Genomic DNA, 14,897 nt, shown 5'->3' with positions numbered 1-14,897 from the left:
GCGCGACATCGCGGCGGTGGCTGCGGTGCCGCGGGAGCGTGCGGTCGCGGTGAACGACGACGCGCCGGCCGCACAGTCCAGGATCGTGGACGTCAGATCGTCGGCTTCCGTGCGCGACATGGCAGCTCCTGGGTCAGTGCGGATCGCACGTATCCTGCCCGAGCCTGCCGGAGGCGAGAAACTCCTTTACGAGCCCGCCGCAACTCGACGCAATGGTCGACCCGTGGACTCCGTCCTCGATGGTGAGGAGTCGACCGCCCATCGCGGCGTGGGCGTCGAGCGCCCACACGTACGGGGTGACGTTCTCGTCGCGGTGACCGACGATCAACAGCTCGGTGCCGGTGTCCGCTACCGCCGTCGGCTCGGCGGGCAGCGACCATCCGCTGCACAGACTGACGCCAGGAACGTCGGAGCTGGCCGGGAACTCGATGCGCCGCTGCGGGTTCCGCCCCACTTCGGCGTTGAGGTCGCGATGCTCCGCGAGCTGGACAGCGCTGTCCCCGACTGGCTCGAGACTGTTGCAGATGTATCCGGTGCCGCCCGTCGCGTCGAACGAGCGATCCAGGAAGTTGACGGTGTCGGGGTCGAGCGGGGCGTCGTTGTCGTCGGGCGCCGGGACGTCGCCGGGCGGCACGTCGGGCTGGTCGGGGGTGATTCCGTCGTCACCCTCGGTACCGCCGACGTCGAGAGGTTCGGGCACCAGCTCCGGCAGGACGTCCGGGTCGGCCGTCGCGAGCGCCCGCAGCGCGTCGACCGCAGAGGTCCCGGTGTAGTCCATGCTGTCGAGGACGACGCGGTGCAGATGCTCCGGGAACCGGGACTGCAGTTCGGCGCCGAGGACCGTGCCCCACGAGACGCCGAGGTAGTCGATGGTGTCGAGTCCGAGGGCCTGGCGGACCGTGTCGAGGTCGCGGGCCGCGGTCGCCGTCGTCAGGCTCCCGACGAAGGACGGATCGGCGTCGACACAGTCGCGGTTCGCTGCGGCGATGTCGTCGGCGTACTCGGTGAGGGTGCCGTCGTCGCGGACGTCCGGCTCTGTGGGTTCGGCGCAGTCCATGCTCGTCGAGTAGCCCGTCCCGCGCAGGTCGATCCCGACGACGGTGCCGCCGAGACCGAGTTCCGCTGCCACGCTTGCGGCCATGCTGCGCCCCTCGACCCCCGGCCCGCCCGGGTTGACGAACAGTGTCGGCACCGCCGGGTCCGTCCCCACGACGCGGCTCAGTGCGAGTTCGACGGTCTCGCCGTCGGGATCGTCGTAGTCCAGCGGAACGTCCAGCGACGCGCACTGCAGGCGGCCGATCGTGCTCTCGTCGACGCCGAGATCGGCGACGTACGCCGCCAGGTCCGTGCACGGCTCCCACACGACGGCGCGGGCGTCGCGGTCGACCGAGCCGTGGCACGCGGACAACGCGGCGACACCCAGCGCCGCAGCGCCGAGCAGCCCCATCGCCCGTCGAACCGTCACGCGATCCCTCTCGTCCCGACATCGCAGGTTCCCAGGGTAGGTGCACTCCGGAACGGTGCTGGTCGCTGCCTCAGCGGCGCACAGGCAGGAACTCGGCCGTCTCGGCGTCCGCGGGGAAGAACGTCTCGATGGCAAGTTCGGACACCGCAACGTCGAGCGGGGTGCCGAACACCGTCGTGGTGCTGAGGAATGCCAGTTCACGATCTCCGACACGTACCCGAAGCGGCACGACGAGCGACGGACCCGGGTCCGACGGGTCGACACCGCCCGGATACTCGGTGAGCTCGGCGCGGAGGAGTCGGAGCACGTCGTCGCCGGTCGCGTCGATCTGCCGGTCGAGTCGATGGAGCACGTGTGCCCGCCACTGGGCGAGGTTGGCGATTCGCGGGGCCATGCCGTCAGGGTGCAGGCTCAGCCGCAGCACGTTGACGGGCGGTTCGAGTAGTCGATCGGCGGCGCCCGCCGTCAGGAGCGCCACGGTGTCGTTGGCGTCCACGAGGTTCCAGTGCCGATCGACGACCAGCGCCGGCATCGGCGCATGCGCGGCGAGGATCGCCCGGATCGCGTCGGAGACGACGGCCATCGGCACGTCGCCGAGAGTGTGTTCCGGGAATGCCGGGGCGAAACCGCCCGCGTGCAACAGCGTGTTCCGATCACGAAGCGGTATGTCGAGGTGCTCTCCGAGTCGCAGCAGCATCGCCCGGGTCGGCTTCGCCCGGCCCGTCTCGAGAAAGCTCACGTGTCGGGTCGAGACCTCGGCCCGATTGGCCAGGTCGAGTTGTGTCATCCGGCGATGCCCGCGCCACCACCGGATCTGGTCCCCTACCGGTTGCTGTGCTCGCGTCATGTCGTCGACCCTAGGCGGTTCGGGGAACGCCTCCCATTACCTCTGAGGTAATCGACCGACGGCGGTCCCCGGCGCAGGATTCTTCGCAGAGGCCGCACCCGGCGGCCGGCCACCAAAGGGGTTCACCATGAACGACTTCGACGCGGTCATCCAGCGCTACCTCGACACCTGGAACGAGACCGACACCGACAAGCGCGCCGCCCTCGTCGAGGAGCTGTGGGCCGCGGACGGCCGTTACGTCGACCCGATCGGCAGCGCCGAGGGCCACGCCGCTCTCACCGCACTCATCGGGGCGGTCCAACAGCAGTTCGACGGCATGCGATTCGAGCTGGCCGGCGACATCGACGCCCACCACGACCAGGCTCGCTTCACGTGGGCGCTCGGCCCCGCCGGCGACGACCCCCTCGTCATCGGATTCGACGTCCTCGAGCGTGATCCCGACGGCAAGGTGCGCACGGTCCTGGGGTTCCTCGACAAGGTCCCCACCGCCTGACCACGACTACCCCTCAAGGAGAGATCATGTCCGCCTTCGCAATCGGCCACCTACGCTCCGTCGACTTCGGTCCCGACATCGTCGAGTATCTCGAACGGATCGATGCCACCCTCGCGCCGTTCGCCGGCCGCTTCGTCGTCCACGGATCGGAGAAGACCGTTCTCGAGGGCGACTGGGTCGGCGACGTCGTCGTCATCGAGTTCCCGGACCGGGAACGAGCGCTGGAGTGGTACCGATCGGACGCCTACCAGCAGATCGTGGGGCTTCGAACCGAGAACTCGGACAGCACCGTGATCGTCGTCGACGAGGTCGTGCACCCGCACGGCGCCACGGAGGTGATCGCGTCGGCGTCGTAGCCGTCAGACGCGGGCGGCGGCCGACTGCGCGAGCATCGCCAGGTTGGCCGCCATCCCGTCAACTCCTCCGCCGGAACCCGCTCCCGAGGGCTCGATAGCACTCGTCGAGATCGCGCAGGGCCGCGGCGACCTCCGACTCGTCGTCGACGCCGGCCCGCAGCACCTTGCGCAGCAGAGCCGCGTCCAGATCCTCCGGGGCCGCGCAGAACTCGATCTCCGGCAGGTGCGCGTACCGCACATCGTCGCCGAAGTGGTCGTCGCCCGCCGCGCGGCCGGACTCCTCCTCGTTCTCGCCGCCGACGGCCCGCATCAGCCGATCGAGTTCGAGTCCACGTACGGTCAGCATCGTCAGCGGTTCGCGGTCCACCTTCTCCGCGAGCAGGTACGCGACCGCGGCGACATGCTTACACGGCCACCCGGGATCGGGACACGTGCAGTCGAAGTCGAGTTCGCGTCCCCCGTCGGGCAGCAGCATCGGCGCCAGTTCCTGCGGCACCGCGCCGGAGGCGAGGGCGGCGAGGGTGCCCGGTGTCGCGCGGATCGTCTCGACCAGTTCGGCGGTGTGCTCCTCGTCGAGTGTGCGCAACGTGAGCACGGCGGTGAACGGCGAGAGCTGGCTGCCCTGCACCTCTCCGGTGACCCGCCCGGCCGCGATGTCGAGGGCGACGACCTGACCGCCGCGGGCGTAGGTGCGGCCGCGGCTGAGACGGCCGGTGTCACCGACCTTTTCGAGCGCCTCGATCAGCGCCCTCCCCCACCAGCCGCGCGCGAACGCGCCACGCTTGGAAGCTGATTCGACCCCGCCAACCACAGGTCGGCGCTTGCCGAAACTACTGAAGTCCGGGCGACCGCGCTGCGGGCTCATTCGCCCACCGCCTCGTCGCCGAGGATCAACAGCTCGTGCAGTTGGTCGGCACTCATCTCGGTGATCCACTTCTCGCCGGTCCCGATCGCGAGATCCGCCAGTTCCTGCTTGTTCGAGATCATCGCGTCGATGCGCTCCTCGAGCGTGCCGACGCACACCAGTTTGCGGACCTGGACGTCGCGGCGTTGGCCGATTCGGAAGGCGCGATCGGTGGCCTGGTTCTCGACCGCCGGGTTCCACCACCGATCCAGATGCACCACATGATTGGCGGCGGTCAGGTTCAGGCCGGTACCGCCGGCCTTGAGGGAGAGCAGCATGATCGGTGGCCCCTCGACACTCTGGAAGCGCTCCACCATCCGGTCGCGGCGCGCCTTGGGAACGCCGCCGTGCAGGAACGGTACGTCGGTGCCGAACCGCTCCTCGAGGTAGGGCACCACGAGGTCGCCGAACTCCCGGAACTGTGTGAACAGCAGCGCCCGTTCGCCGTCGGCCGTCACCGAGTCGAGGATGTCCTCGACCAGGCCGAGCTTGCCGGACCGGTGCCGACCGCGGCGCAGCACCCCGGATCCGTCGCCGAGGAAATGCGCGGGATGGTTGCACACCTGCTTGAGCCGGGTGAGCGCCGAGAGCACCGCACCCTTGCGCTGCATGCCCTCGGTGTCCTTGATCTTCTTCAGCATGTCGTCCACGACAGCCCGGTACAACGACGCCTGCTCGACGGTCAGGTTCGCCCGCACCGTCATCTCCTGCTTCTCCGGCAGATCGGAGATCACGACGGGATCGGTCTTGACGCGACGCAGGATGAACGGCGACGTCACCGCCCGCAGGCGGGTGACGGCGGCCTCGTCCTGCTCCCGCTCGATCGGTACCGCGAACCGGGCGCGGAAAGCCTGTGGGCTGCCCAGCATTCCGCGGTTGACGAAGTCCAGGATCGATCGCAGCTCGTCGAGCCGGTTCTCGACCGGGGTGCCGGTGAGGGCGATGCGGTGGTCCGCCGGGATCGCCCGGGCGGCGCGCGCCTGCGCGGTCGCGGAGTTCTTGATGTGCTGCGCCTCGTCGAGCACCACCCGCCGCCACGACTGCTCACCCAGCGCCGGGGCGTCCCGGGCGAGCAGCGAATAGGTGGTGATGAACAGGTCGCACGAGCGGACCGCAGCGGCCAGGTCCTCGCCGCGGCTTCGGTCGGCGCCGTGGTGGACGTGCACGCGCAGATCGGGCACGAACCGGGCGGCCTCGCGCTGCCAGTTGCCGACCACCGACATCGGGCACACCAGGAGCGTCGGCTTCTCGGAGCGCTCGTGCGCGAGCAACGCCAGTAGCTGCACCGTCTTGCCCAGGCCCATGTCGTCGGCCAGCACGGCGCCCAGCCCGGTCTCGCTCATGAACGCCAGCCAGTCCAGTCCCCGCTGCTGGTAGTGCCGCAGGTCCGCGTGCAGCCCGGGCGGTTTCGGCACCGCGGCGGGCTCGAGGGTGCCGTCGAGGAGCGTGCCGACCCAACCGGTGGCGTACACCTCGTCGACCGGAACGGGTGGGCGCTCCGCCTCGGCCAGCTGTCCGAGCAGGCCGCCGAGCGTCCCGTCGTCTCCGGAATTTCGTTGTGTCACATAGCGGGCGGCCTGCGCCAGGACGGTGGCGTCCGCCTGCACCCACTGCCCGCGCAGCCGGACCAGATCGCTCTGGGTGTCCGCGAGTCGCATCAGCTCGTCAGGGGTGAGGACGATGTCGCCGAGCGCGAGTTCCCAGTCGTATCCCACGATCTCGTTCATGCCGACGGCGCGGTCCTCGGCCGCGGCGGGCACCGGGGGCGACGACACCCGCACCCGCAGCGACGGCGATGCCGCAGCCCACGCCCTCGGCAGCAGCAGCGGAATGCCCGCATGCTCCAACGCCCGCGCCCCGTGCAGCACCAGGTCGGTCACGACGGCGGTCGGCAGCAGCAGATCGAGGCTGTCCGGGTCCGCGGGCAGGTCACGCAGGCGTGGATAGGCGCCGACCGCGAGGGCCAGCCTGCGGACAGCGATCTCGACGAGGCGAGACTCGGTGCGGTGCAGTCGGATCGGCGACGGCGCCTCCCCCTCGGCCCGCAGGCACACCTGCAGGCGCCACAGGGCGTCGGCACCCAGTTCGGGTTCCTCACCCTCGGCGTCGGCCTCGGGTTCGGGTTCGGGTTCGGGTTCGGGTTCGAGTAGGCGCAACACCAGTTCGGGCTCGTCGGCGGTGAGGCTCTCACGCCACGTGTCGAGCGCGGTGGCCATCTTGTGGTTGCCGTCGCCGAACGGTTCGCCGCGCAGCAGTGCCCGCAGCAACGGGTGCTCCGCGTCCCGATCGCCGAGCAGGTCGCGCACCACGGCATCGGTCAGCTCGCCGACGAAGTCGTCGAGGATCTCGCGGGGCGTGCCCTCGTACCGCTGCACCGGCGGCATCGCGGACGCCAGCTCTGCCAGCCACGCGCGCTGACGCTCGCCACCGAGCAGTCGCCAGCGCGGCCACCAGTGGCCCTCGGTCCGATACAGCTCGGGCACGACGCGCCCCGCGCGGGCCCACTGTTCGACGCCACGGGCCACGTGCGCGAGGTAACGCAGATCGCCGGAGATGTCGGCCGCCTCGTCGGGGACGGCGAGCAGCACGTCGGCCGCCTCGGCCGGCGCGAGCGCGAGAACCGGGACCCGCTCGGTGCGAACACCGACCGCAGCCGGCAAGTGCACGGTGTGATGCCGTCGGAAACGTCGGCGCAGGACGCGGGCCAGCGGCTCGGGGAGATCGAGCAGCTCTGACTCCGGGCCCCGCCACAGCATGAGGCCCGCCCCCGGCGACCAGAGCCCGTGCAGCATGCGATCCATCCAACCAGCCCGCACCGACATCCCTGGATTCCGCCCACAACCGCGCCCATACTGGGCGCAGAGGGAGGCCTCCGTCCATGACGATCATGCTGCAAGTCTTCGAACAGGTGTACTCGCCCTCGACGCCCTGGCAGCAGCGCAAGGTCGCGTTCGTCGACGCCGATCACATCGTCGCCATGCGGCTCGACGGCCAGTCCGGCGTCTGGCTCGATGTCACGAAACAGGGCGAATCGCACCGACTGGCGACCACCCGCTCCCCGGAACTGGCGATCGGTTTCCTGCTGAGCGTGTTCGGCACCATCGCCGAGTGCCGCCAGAACGGTGGGTCGTGGCTCATCGGGCACGACGGCGTCGACGCCGGATCCATCCACGCTGCGAAGTTCCCACATTCGTGACCGCCCCCTGTCGGTGCCGTCCGGCACACTGACCGGCACAGGCAGCCGTCCGGGGAGGGGCAGCGGTGATTTGTGGTCGGGTTCGGGTGGGCACCGCCACCATCGCTCTGGTCTGGCTTTCGGCCGGGTGCGGCACCGCGCCCGGCGTCCACGAGCCCGCTCCGGGCAGCCCGCCCCGCGCGGCCGTCGAAAACCTGCTCGCCCGCGCGCAGGTGGTGCCGACCCGCGCCGACGTCCCCGGCTACGAGCGCGGCTGCAGGGGTGGGCAGGCGTGCGTGTTCGGTCCGTCGTGGTCCGACGACCATTCGGGCCCGGGCGGCCACGACGGCTGCGACACCCGCAACAACGTGCTGGCCACGGACCTCACCCGCGTCGCGTTCCGCGACGGCACCCGCGACTGTGTGGTGGTGTCGGGCACGCTGGCCGATCCCTACTCGGGCCGCCCAGTCGAGTTCAGCAAGCAGAATGCGAACGCGGTGCAGATCGACCACGTCTATCCGCTTGCCGCGGCGTGGGACATGGGTGCTTCCGCATGGCCGATCGAGCGGCGCCGAGACTTCGCGAACGACACGACATACAACCTGCTTGCTGTCAGCGGTCCGGAAAACCAGGCGAAACGGGACAGCACACCGTCGGGCTGGCTGCCGTCGGACCCAGCGTTCCGCTGCTTCTACGTCGGCAAATACCTCGGCGTCGCGGTCCGCTACGGGCTGCCGATCACCACGGCCGACCGGGACGCGATCGCCGGTGTCGCGCAGACATGCCGATGACGAGTCGCCGACGCGCGGCCGAGAAGGCGGTTAGCGTGGACGGGTGAGCCGCGAGATCACCGACGCCGTCAGCAAGGACACCCGACTGTGCATGTCGCTCTCGGGCCGACCCAGCAACATCGGCACCCGCTTCCACAACTACCTGTACGACGAACTCGGCCTCGACTTCGTCTACAAGGCGTTCACCACCACCGACTTGCCCGCCGCGATCGCTGGGATCCGCGCGCTCGGCATCCGCGGGTGCGGGGTGTCGATGCCATTCAAGGAGGCGTGCATCGAGCACGTCGACGTGGTGCACCCGTCGGCGTCGGCCATCGACTCGGTGAACACGATCGTCAACGAGGACGGCGAACTCCACGCCTACAACACCGACTACCAGGCGGTCGCGGATCTGCTGCACCGCGCTGCCCTCAACCCGGAGATGACGGTGGCGGTCGCCGGCAGCGGCGGCATGGCCAAGGCGGTCGTGGCGGCGCTGCGCGACAGCGGGTTCCGTACCGTCACGGTCATCGCCCGCAACGACGAATCCGGCCGTGCCCTGGCCCAGACCTACGGTTTCGAGTGGCAGCCCGATCTCGGCGCGGCGCACCCGCAGTTGCTCGTCAACGCCACCCCGATCGGGATGGCCGGCGCCCCCGAATCGAACGCCTTGCCGTTCCCCGAGGCTGCGGTTCGTGCCGCCGAGGCCGTCTTCGACGTGGTCGCGATGCCCCCCGACACCCCGCTGATCCGCCTCGCCACCGAGCACGGCAAGACGGTCGTCACCGGCGCCGAGGTGATCGCGCTGCAGGCCGCCGAGCAGTTCACGCTCTACACCGGAGTCCGCCCCACGGACGAGCAGATCCGGCGGGCGTCGGAGTTCTCGAGGGCTCCCTCGAAAGCCTAGGAACCGCCGATGGCCGACCTCCCGCCGCACGATCCGGACGAGTCGCAGAGCACGCGCCTCGCCAGGAACTTCAGCGAGTTGCTGCAGGAACTTCGCGTGCAGCAGGCGGGCGTGCAGATCCTCTTCGCGTTCCTCCTGGCGATCGTGTTCACCGAGGCATACGAGGAGCAGTCCACCTACGTGCGCACGCTTCACCTGGTGACGGTGCTGTGCGCGGCGGTGTCGTCGGCACTGCTCATCGCCCCGGCCGTCTGGCACCGCATCCTGTTCCGGCATCGCCGACGCGAGGACATCCTGCGGCAGGCCAACCGCTGTGCGCTCGGGGGCTCGGTCTTCCTCGCTGCGACGATGGTCGGCACCGTCCTGATCGTCGCGGAGGTCGCTGTCGGCGGCTGGGTCGCCAAGCTCATCGGCGCCTGTACGGCCCTGATCTTCGGAACTCTGTGGTTCGTCGTGCCGGCGCTGCTGCGTCGCGACGACCAGCTGCGCTGACCGATTCCCAGGCACTATCGTCGGTTTCATGGCAGCTCCAGACGAGCCCGAACCCCGCGCCGAGGCCTACCCCGCGCTGTGGCCGGTGCCGACACGGTGGGCGGACAACGACCACTACGGGCACGTCGATCATGCCGCCTACTACTCGTACTTCGACACCGCGGTCAACGGATGGCTCATGGCCAGCACCGGACTCGACATTCGCGAACTGCCCGCGATCGGGATCGTCGCGGAGACGTCGTGCCGGTTCGTGCGCGAACTGTCGTTTCCCGACCAGCTGCACGTGGGCCTGTCCGTCGAAAGCCTCGACCTCACCAGCATCGTGTACGCATTGGCGATCTTCCGGGAGGACCCCGACGGATTCCTGGAACTGGCCGCCACCGGCCGGTTCGTCCACGTGTACATCGAGCCCGACAGCCGCAGCCCCGTCCCGATTCCCCCCGAGATACGCAGCGCTGCAAGACTACTCGCCGTCTCGGATGACTAGGGCGTGTCAGGTCAACCCGACCTCGTCCGCGGTCGCTACCGCTCGCCGCACCACGGCGTCGATGAGTTCTGCTGTCGGGCCGCCTCGTTCGGCCCTGTTGCGCGGATCGTCGAGGGTGCGCCGCAGCACTCCCTCGGCGATGATCGCGAGTTTCCACAGCGCGAGTACGTGCCAGAAGCCGAGCGCCGAAGTGTCCCGCTTGGTCTCGCGCACGTAGGCGTCTACCAGTTCGTCGCGCGTCGGGAAACCGTCGAGGGTCGATGCCATGAACGGCCCCGGGACGCCGTCGCTGCGCTGCGGCCAGTATGCGAGCAGACCGCCGAGATCGGCGAGGGGGTCGCCGAGTGTGCACAACTCCCAGTCGAGCACCGCGACCACCCGACCGTCGTCGGGTGAGGTGATGACGTTGCTGAGATGGAAGTCGCCGTGCACCAGCGTCGTCTCGGTCTGCGCGGGAATGTTGCGGGCAAGGCGTGCCGCGAGGTCCTCGATGTCGGGCAGGTCGTGGGTCTTGGACTGCTCCCACTGCGCCGACCAGCGCTTGAGCTGACGTTCCGCGTACGACGAACGGCTGGCGAGATCCAAAAGACCCGCCAGTTCGAGGTCGACGCGATGGATACTCGCCAGCGCCTTCGGCAGCGACAGTCCGATCGCGCGGCGGCGCTCCGGAGAAAGCTGTTCGGCGACCGCCTCGTCGTCGATCACGATGCCGTCCACGAAACTCATCAGGACCAACGGCGCATCCGTGATCGCCGGATCCGTTGTCAGAGCGATCATTTTCGGAACGGGCACCCCGGTCCCCTGTAGGGCCGCCAGGACCCGGTACTCACGCTCCACGTCGTGCGCGGACGCGAGCAACCGGCCGAGCGGGGGCCGCCGGAGCACCCAACGCCCACCGCCCGAATCACGCACTGCGAAGGTGAGATTCGATTGACCGCCGCCGATTCTCTCGAACGACAGCGGCGCGAGCGCACCGACGCCGAGTCCCGCGATCCAGGTCGCAACGGCGTCCTCATTCAGGCCGACAACACCCATTTCGCATCACTCCCCTGCCGTCTCGTGCGTTTCGTTCGGACGGTTGAAAACGACCAATACGCAACTTCGCACCCGGCGCCCCCCGGCGCCCGTCCGCCGATGCTAGCCGCCCTGGCGGCACTACGCGGGTATTACGGAGTGCTCACTGGTGCGCCGCACGCGCGAGCAACGGCGCGGTGCGTGGCCCCACCAACTCGCGCATGACGAGCGCCATGTTGGTGCGTTCGACGCCCGGAATCTTGAGGATCTGTCCGGCAAGTCGATACAGGTCGTCGGCGTCGGTCGCGACGACCTTGACCGACAGGTCGGTCACCCCCGTCATGCCGTACACCTCGACCACCTCGGGGATGTCGGCGAGCGCATCCACCACCGCGTCGAGCTGATGCTGATCCACCCTGGTGGACACGAACGCTGCGAGCGGATAGCCCAGCGCCCGCGGGTCCACGAGCCGGTCGAAGCCGCCGAGGGCACCGGACCCCTCCCATCGGGACAGCCTCGCCTGCACGGTGTTCCGCGACAGTCCGAGGCGCTGCGCGAGTTCCACACCGGTCGCCCGCAGATTGCGTGCCAGTTCGAGCAGCAGGCGGGCATCGGTGGCGTCCAGAGTGCTCATATTTCGCAGTGTGCCCGCCCGCCGGCCCCCGCGGGTGTGCATTGTGCTGAATCGTTGCAACCGCGCTTGCGCAGAACGCGAGACGGTGGATGCTGTGAGGTAGAGCACTCACATCCGGGCATTCGCTCACGAGGCGGACCCGGATCGATGCGACGAGGTGACCGACGATGGCCGACAAGATCGCCCTCCCGGTGCAGCTGGTCCAACCCGACGGCCGGCGCGTGCACCGTCCCGACTATGCCGCGCTCGTGTCCGACGTGGACCCCGCACGACTGCGCGCGCTGTACGAGGACATGGTGGTCGCGCGCCGGATCGACACCGAGGCCACGGCCCTGCAACGCCAGGGCCAGCTCGGGATCTGGGCCCCGCTACTGGGCCAGGAGGCCGCGCAGGTGGGCTCCGTCCACGCGCTGAACCCCGACGACTACATCTTCACCAGCTACCGCGAGCACGCGGTCGCGTACTGCCGCGGCGTCGAGCCGGCGGTGATGACCCGGATGTGGCGCGGATGCGCCTTCTCGGGCTGGGATCCGTCAACGGTCAACATGACCAATCCGGCGATCGTGGTCGGCTCGCAGGGACTGCACGCCACGGGGTACGCGCTGGGGGCACATCTGGAGGGCGCGGAGATCGCGACCGTCGTGTACTTCGGCGACGGCGCCACCAGCCAGGGCGATCTCGCGGAGGCGCTGGGCTTCGCCACCAGCCTCACCGCGCCGGTCGTGTTCTTCTGCCAGAACAACCAGTGGGCCATCAGCGAGCCCGTCCGCCTGCAGAGTCCCACCCCGATCGCGGCGCGGGCCGCGGGATACGGCATGCCGGCGGTCCAGGTCGACGGCAACGACGTGCTCGCCGTGCTGGCGGTCACGCGCGAGGCCGCCCGTCGTGCCCGCGACGGCGGCGGGCCCTCGTTCGTCGAGGCCATCACGTACCGGATGGGTCCGCACACCACGTCCGACGATCCGACCCGGTACCGGACGGCCGCCGAGTCGGAGGTGTGGCGGGCCCGCGACCCGATCGACCGAATGCGGCGGCTCCTCGAACGCGAGGGCCTGTTCGACGACGCTTTCGACGCTCGAGTGCAGGCCCGGGCCGACGACGTCGCGGCCGAGCTCCGGGCAGGAGCGCTGGAGGCGCCCGATCCGGGGCCGGACGAGTTGTTCGACCACGTGTACGCCACCGACCATCCGCTGATCGACGAGGAGCGCGCCGAGTACCGGGCCTACCTCGACGCCCTGACCGCCGGCGAGGAGGCAGTGTCATGACCACCGTGAACGCCCCGACCACCCTGTCGCTCGGTGCCGCCCTCAACGCCGGCCTGCGCCGCGCCCTCGAGGACGACCCCAAGGTGATCCTGATGGGCGAGGACATCGGCAAGCTCGGCGGCGTCTTCCGGATCACCGACACGCTGCAGAAGGACTTCGGGCCGGCCCGCGTCATGGACACCCCGCTCGCCGAATCCGGGATCGTGGGAACGGCTTTCGGGCTCGCACTGCGCGGGTACCGGCCGGTGTGCGAGATCCAGTTCGACGGCTTCGTCTATCCCGCGTTCGACCAGATCGTCTCGCAGGTCGCGAAGATCCACTTTCGAACGCGCGGACATGTGAAGGCACCGTTGACGATTCGTCTCCCGTACGGCGGCGGGATCGGCGCGGTCGAGCATCACTCGGAGTCCCCGGAGGCGTACTTCGCGCACACCGCGGGCCTGCGGGTGGTCAGCCCGAGCACCCCGGCGGACGCGTTCACGATGATCCGGCAGGCGATCGCGCTCGACGACCCCGTCGTGTTCCTCGAGCCCAAGCGGCGGTACTGGGATCGCGGCCCCGTCGACCTCGATGCCCCGCCGGATCTGCCGCTGCACCGAGCCCGGATCGCCAGGCCGGGCACCGATGTCACCGTCGTCGTGTACGGGTCGATGGTCCCCACCGCGCTGCAGGCCGCGGAGATCGCCGACGGCGAGGGCATGTCGCTCGAGGTGATCGACCTGCGCTCGCTCTCCCCCATCGACTTCGACACCGTTGAGGACTCGGTGCGGCGGACGGGACGCCTCGTCGTCGCGCACGAGGCGCCCGTGTTCGCAGGCCTCGGCGCGGAGATCGCGGCGCGCGTCTCCGAGCGGTGCTTCTACCAACTCGAGGCACCGGTCCGCCGGGTCGGCGGTTTCGACATTCCCTATCCTCCGGCGAAGCTCGAGAGGCATCACGTGCCCGACGCCGACCGTCTGCTCGGCGCCGTCGACGAGGTGCTCGCATGAGCCGCCTCGACGAGTTCCGCCTGCCCGACCTCGGCGAGGGGCTCACCGAGGCGGAACTGGTGTCGTGGGCGGTCGCCGTCGGGGACACCGTCGAACTCAACGCGGTCATCGCCGAGGTCGAGACCGCCAAGGCCCTCGTCGAGCTGCCGTCCCCGTTCGCCGGGGTGGTGCGCGAGGTGCTGGTGCAACCCGGGGAGACGGTTCCGGTCGGCACGCCGATCATCCGCGTCGAGACCGCCGGTGACGATGCCCCCGCTCGCGACCCCGTTCTGGTCGGCTACGGCCCCGCCGCGCCCGCGGCCAGCAGGCGCCGACGGCCGCCGTCGAACGGATCACGTGCGCCGCGCGTTCGTCCGGGCGCCGTCCACGCTCGCCGCGGCGCGGACGACGCCCGCGAGACCCGCACCCCGATCCGCGGGGTGCGCCGACAGACGGCGGCGGCCATGGTCGCGAGCGCCACCACCGCGCCGCACGTCACCGAGTTCCTCACCGTCGACGTCACCGAGTCGATGGAGTTGCTGCGGCGCCTGCGCACGTCCGCCGCGTTCGACGGCCTGCACCTGACGCCGCTCACGCTGGTTGCGAAGACTCTTCTCTCGTCGTTGCGCGCGCACCCGACGCTCAACTCGTCGTGGGACGAGGACGCGCAGCAGATCGTCACCAAGCACTATGTGAACCTCGGGATCGCGACCGCCACCGAGCGCGGACTGCTGGTCCCCAACGTCAAGGACGCCGACCGGTTGCCGATGCCGGACCTGTGCCGCGCGATCGGCGCGCTCGGCGACACCGCCCGGGCCGGCCGCGCGACGCCCGAGGACCTCACCGGCGGGACGATCACCATCACCAATGTCGGGGTGTACGGGATCGACACCGGCACGCCGATCCTGAACCCGGGCGAGGCCGCGATCCTCGCGCTCGGTGCGATCGCCCGGCGGCCGTGGGTGGACGGCGACGAGATCGTGGCGCGGGACGTGACGACGCTGAGCGTCACCGTCGACCACCGCCTCGTCGACGGCGAGCAGGCATCGAAGTTCCTCGCGGACCTCGGTGCGATGCTCACCGACCCCGTCCCGGCTCTGCTCGCGCTGATCTGACCGGA

The 14,897-nt window shown here is 69.9% G+C and carries 16 protein-coding genes; 10 read left to right on the top strand and 6 right to left on the bottom strand.

Translation table 11 applies throughout. The features are described 5' to 3' along the window. Nucleotides 1-133: 133 nt before the first annotated feature. Nucleotides 134-1,465 (bottom strand): alpha/beta fold hydrolase, encoded by a 1,332-nt coding sequence (locus C8K36_RS21895; protein ID WP_146176525.1) that lies wholly within the window; start codon nucleotides 1,463-1,465, stop codon nucleotides 134-136. A 70-nt stretch (nucleotides 1,466-1,535) separates the two neighbouring features. Then, a complete protein-coding gene (locus C8K36_RS21890) occupies nucleotides 1,536-2,312 on the bottom strand; it encodes a helix-turn-helix domain-containing protein (RefSeq protein ID WP_107986919.1) in 777 nt (258 codons plus the stop codon). 127 nt (nucleotides 2,313-2,439) lie between these two features. Between C8K36_RS21890 and C8K36_RS21885 the strand changes: the two genes are divergently transcribed. Together C8K36_RS21885 and C8K36_RS21880 are read left to right on the top strand one after the other, a co-directional pair. Then, nucleotides 2,440-2,805, top strand: coding sequence for a nuclear transport factor 2 family protein (locus C8K36_RS21885; protein ID WP_107986917.1), 366 nt, complete (start codon nucleotides 2,440-2,442; stop codon nucleotides 2,803-2,805). A 26-nt stretch (nucleotides 2,806-2,831) separates the two neighbouring features. Further along, nucleotides 2,832-3,161 (top strand): DUF1330 domain-containing protein, encoded by a 330-nt coding sequence (locus C8K36_RS21880; RefSeq protein ID WP_107986915.1) that lies wholly within the window; start codon nucleotides 2,832-2,834, stop codon nucleotides 3,159-3,161. Nucleotides 3,162-3,219: 58 nt separating this feature from the next. Here C8K36_RS21880 and C8K36_RS21875 read toward each other — a convergent pair whose 3' ends face one another. Continuing rightward, nucleotides 3,220-4,026, bottom strand: a complete 807-nt coding sequence (locus C8K36_RS21875) for an SWIM zinc finger family protein (protein WP_107986913.1) — start codon at nucleotides 4,024-4,026, stop codon at nucleotides 3,220-3,222. Beyond that, the gene (locus C8K36_RS21870) at nucleotides 4,023-6,857 is read right to left on the bottom strand and encodes a DEAD/DEAH box helicase (RefSeq protein ID WP_258195542.1); all 2,835 of its coding nucleotides are present in this window, start codon (nucleotides 6,855-6,857) and stop codon (nucleotides 4,023-4,025) included. Before C8K36_RS21870 ends, C8K36_RS21875 begins: the two co-directional genes overlap by 4 nt. A gap of 86 nt (nucleotides 6,858-6,943) precedes the next feature. On the opposite strand from C8K36_RS21870, the gene C8K36_RS21865 reads away from it, so the two are divergent. The 5 genes from C8K36_RS21865 to C8K36_RS21845 all read left to right on the top strand — a co-directional run bounded on the left by C8K36_RS21865 (nucleotide 6,944) and on the right by C8K36_RS21845 (nucleotide 9,896). Next, nucleotides 6,944-7,261 (top strand): hypothetical protein, encoded by a 318-nt coding sequence (locus C8K36_RS21865; protein ID WP_107986909.1) that lies wholly within the window; start codon nucleotides 6,944-6,946, stop codon nucleotides 7,259-7,261. Nucleotides 7,262-7,347: 86 nt separating this feature from the next. Continuing rightward, nucleotides 7,348-8,031 (top strand): HNH endonuclease family protein, encoded by a 684-nt coding sequence (locus C8K36_RS21860; protein WP_420910928.1) that lies wholly within the window; start codon nucleotides 7,348-7,350, stop codon nucleotides 8,029-8,031. A 43-nt stretch (nucleotides 8,032-8,074) separates the two neighbouring features. Then, entirely contained in the window at nucleotides 8,075-8,917 is an 843-nt protein-coding gene (locus C8K36_RS21855; protein WP_107986905.1) for a shikimate 5-dehydrogenase, read from the top strand. A gap of 9 nt (nucleotides 8,918-8,926) precedes the next feature. Beyond that, the gene (locus tag C8K36_RS21850; protein ID WP_107986903.1) at nucleotides 8,927-9,409 is read left to right on the top strand and encodes a DUF6328 family protein; all 483 of its coding nucleotides are present in this window, start codon (nucleotides 8,927-8,929) and stop codon (nucleotides 9,407-9,409) included. A 28-nt stretch (nucleotides 9,410-9,437) separates the two neighbouring features. Further along, the gene (locus C8K36_RS21845) at nucleotides 9,438-9,896 is read left to right on the top strand and encodes an acyl-CoA thioesterase (RefSeq protein WP_107986901.1); all 459 of its coding nucleotides are present in this window, start codon (nucleotides 9,438-9,440) and stop codon (nucleotides 9,894-9,896) included. A 6-nt stretch (nucleotides 9,897-9,902) separates the two neighbouring features. Here the strand turns inward: C8K36_RS21845 and C8K36_RS21840 are convergent, their stop codons facing one another. After that, nucleotides 9,903-10,931 (bottom strand): phosphotransferase family protein, encoded by a 1,029-nt coding sequence (locus C8K36_RS21840; RefSeq protein WP_107986899.1) that lies wholly within the window; start codon nucleotides 10,929-10,931, stop codon nucleotides 9,903-9,905. Nucleotides 10,932-11,073: 142 nt separating this feature from the next. Continuing rightward, entirely contained in the window at nucleotides 11,074-11,544 is a 471-nt protein-coding gene (locus C8K36_RS21835; RefSeq protein WP_107986897.1) for an Lrp/AsnC family transcriptional regulator, read from the bottom strand. Between the two features lie 167 nt (nucleotides 11,545-11,711). Here C8K36_RS21835 and pdhA point away from each other — a divergent pair, with 167 nt between their 5' ends. Genes pdhA through C8K36_RS21820 form a run of 3 tightly spaced genes read left to right on the top strand, consistent with a single transcriptional unit; the run spans nucleotide 11,712 to nucleotide 14,892 of the window. Next, nucleotides 11,712-12,809 carry a pyruvate dehydrogenase (acetyl-transferring) E1 component subunit alpha gene (pdhA, locus tag C8K36_RS21830; RefSeq protein WP_107986895.1) on the top strand — a complete coding sequence of 366 codons (1,098 nt, stop codon included), beginning with the start codon at nucleotides 11,712-11,714 and terminating at the stop codon, nucleotides 12,807-12,809. Then, complete coding sequence (locus tag C8K36_RS21825; protein ID WP_107986893.1) at nucleotides 12,806-13,798, top strand: alpha-ketoacid dehydrogenase subunit beta; 993 nt, start codon at nucleotides 12,806-12,808, stop codon at nucleotides 13,796-13,798. Before pdhA ends, C8K36_RS21825 begins: the two co-directional genes overlap by 4 nt. Beyond that, nucleotides 13,795-14,892 (top strand): dihydrolipoamide acetyltransferase family protein, encoded by a 1,098-nt coding sequence (locus C8K36_RS21820; RefSeq protein WP_107986891.1) that lies wholly within the window; start codon nucleotides 13,795-13,797, stop codon nucleotides 14,890-14,892. Before C8K36_RS21825 ends, C8K36_RS21820 begins: the two co-directional genes overlap by 4 nt. Nucleotides 14,893-14,897 lie beyond the last annotated feature (5 nt).

The sequence above is a fragment of the Rhodococcus sp. OK519 genome, from assembly GCF_003051005.1.
Taxonomy (GTDB): Bacteria; Actinomycetota; Actinomycetes; order Mycobacteriales; family Mycobacteriaceae; genus Prescottella.
Note: the sequence above shows the minus strand (reverse complement) of the source record. Positions and strands in the feature narration are given on the sequence as shown.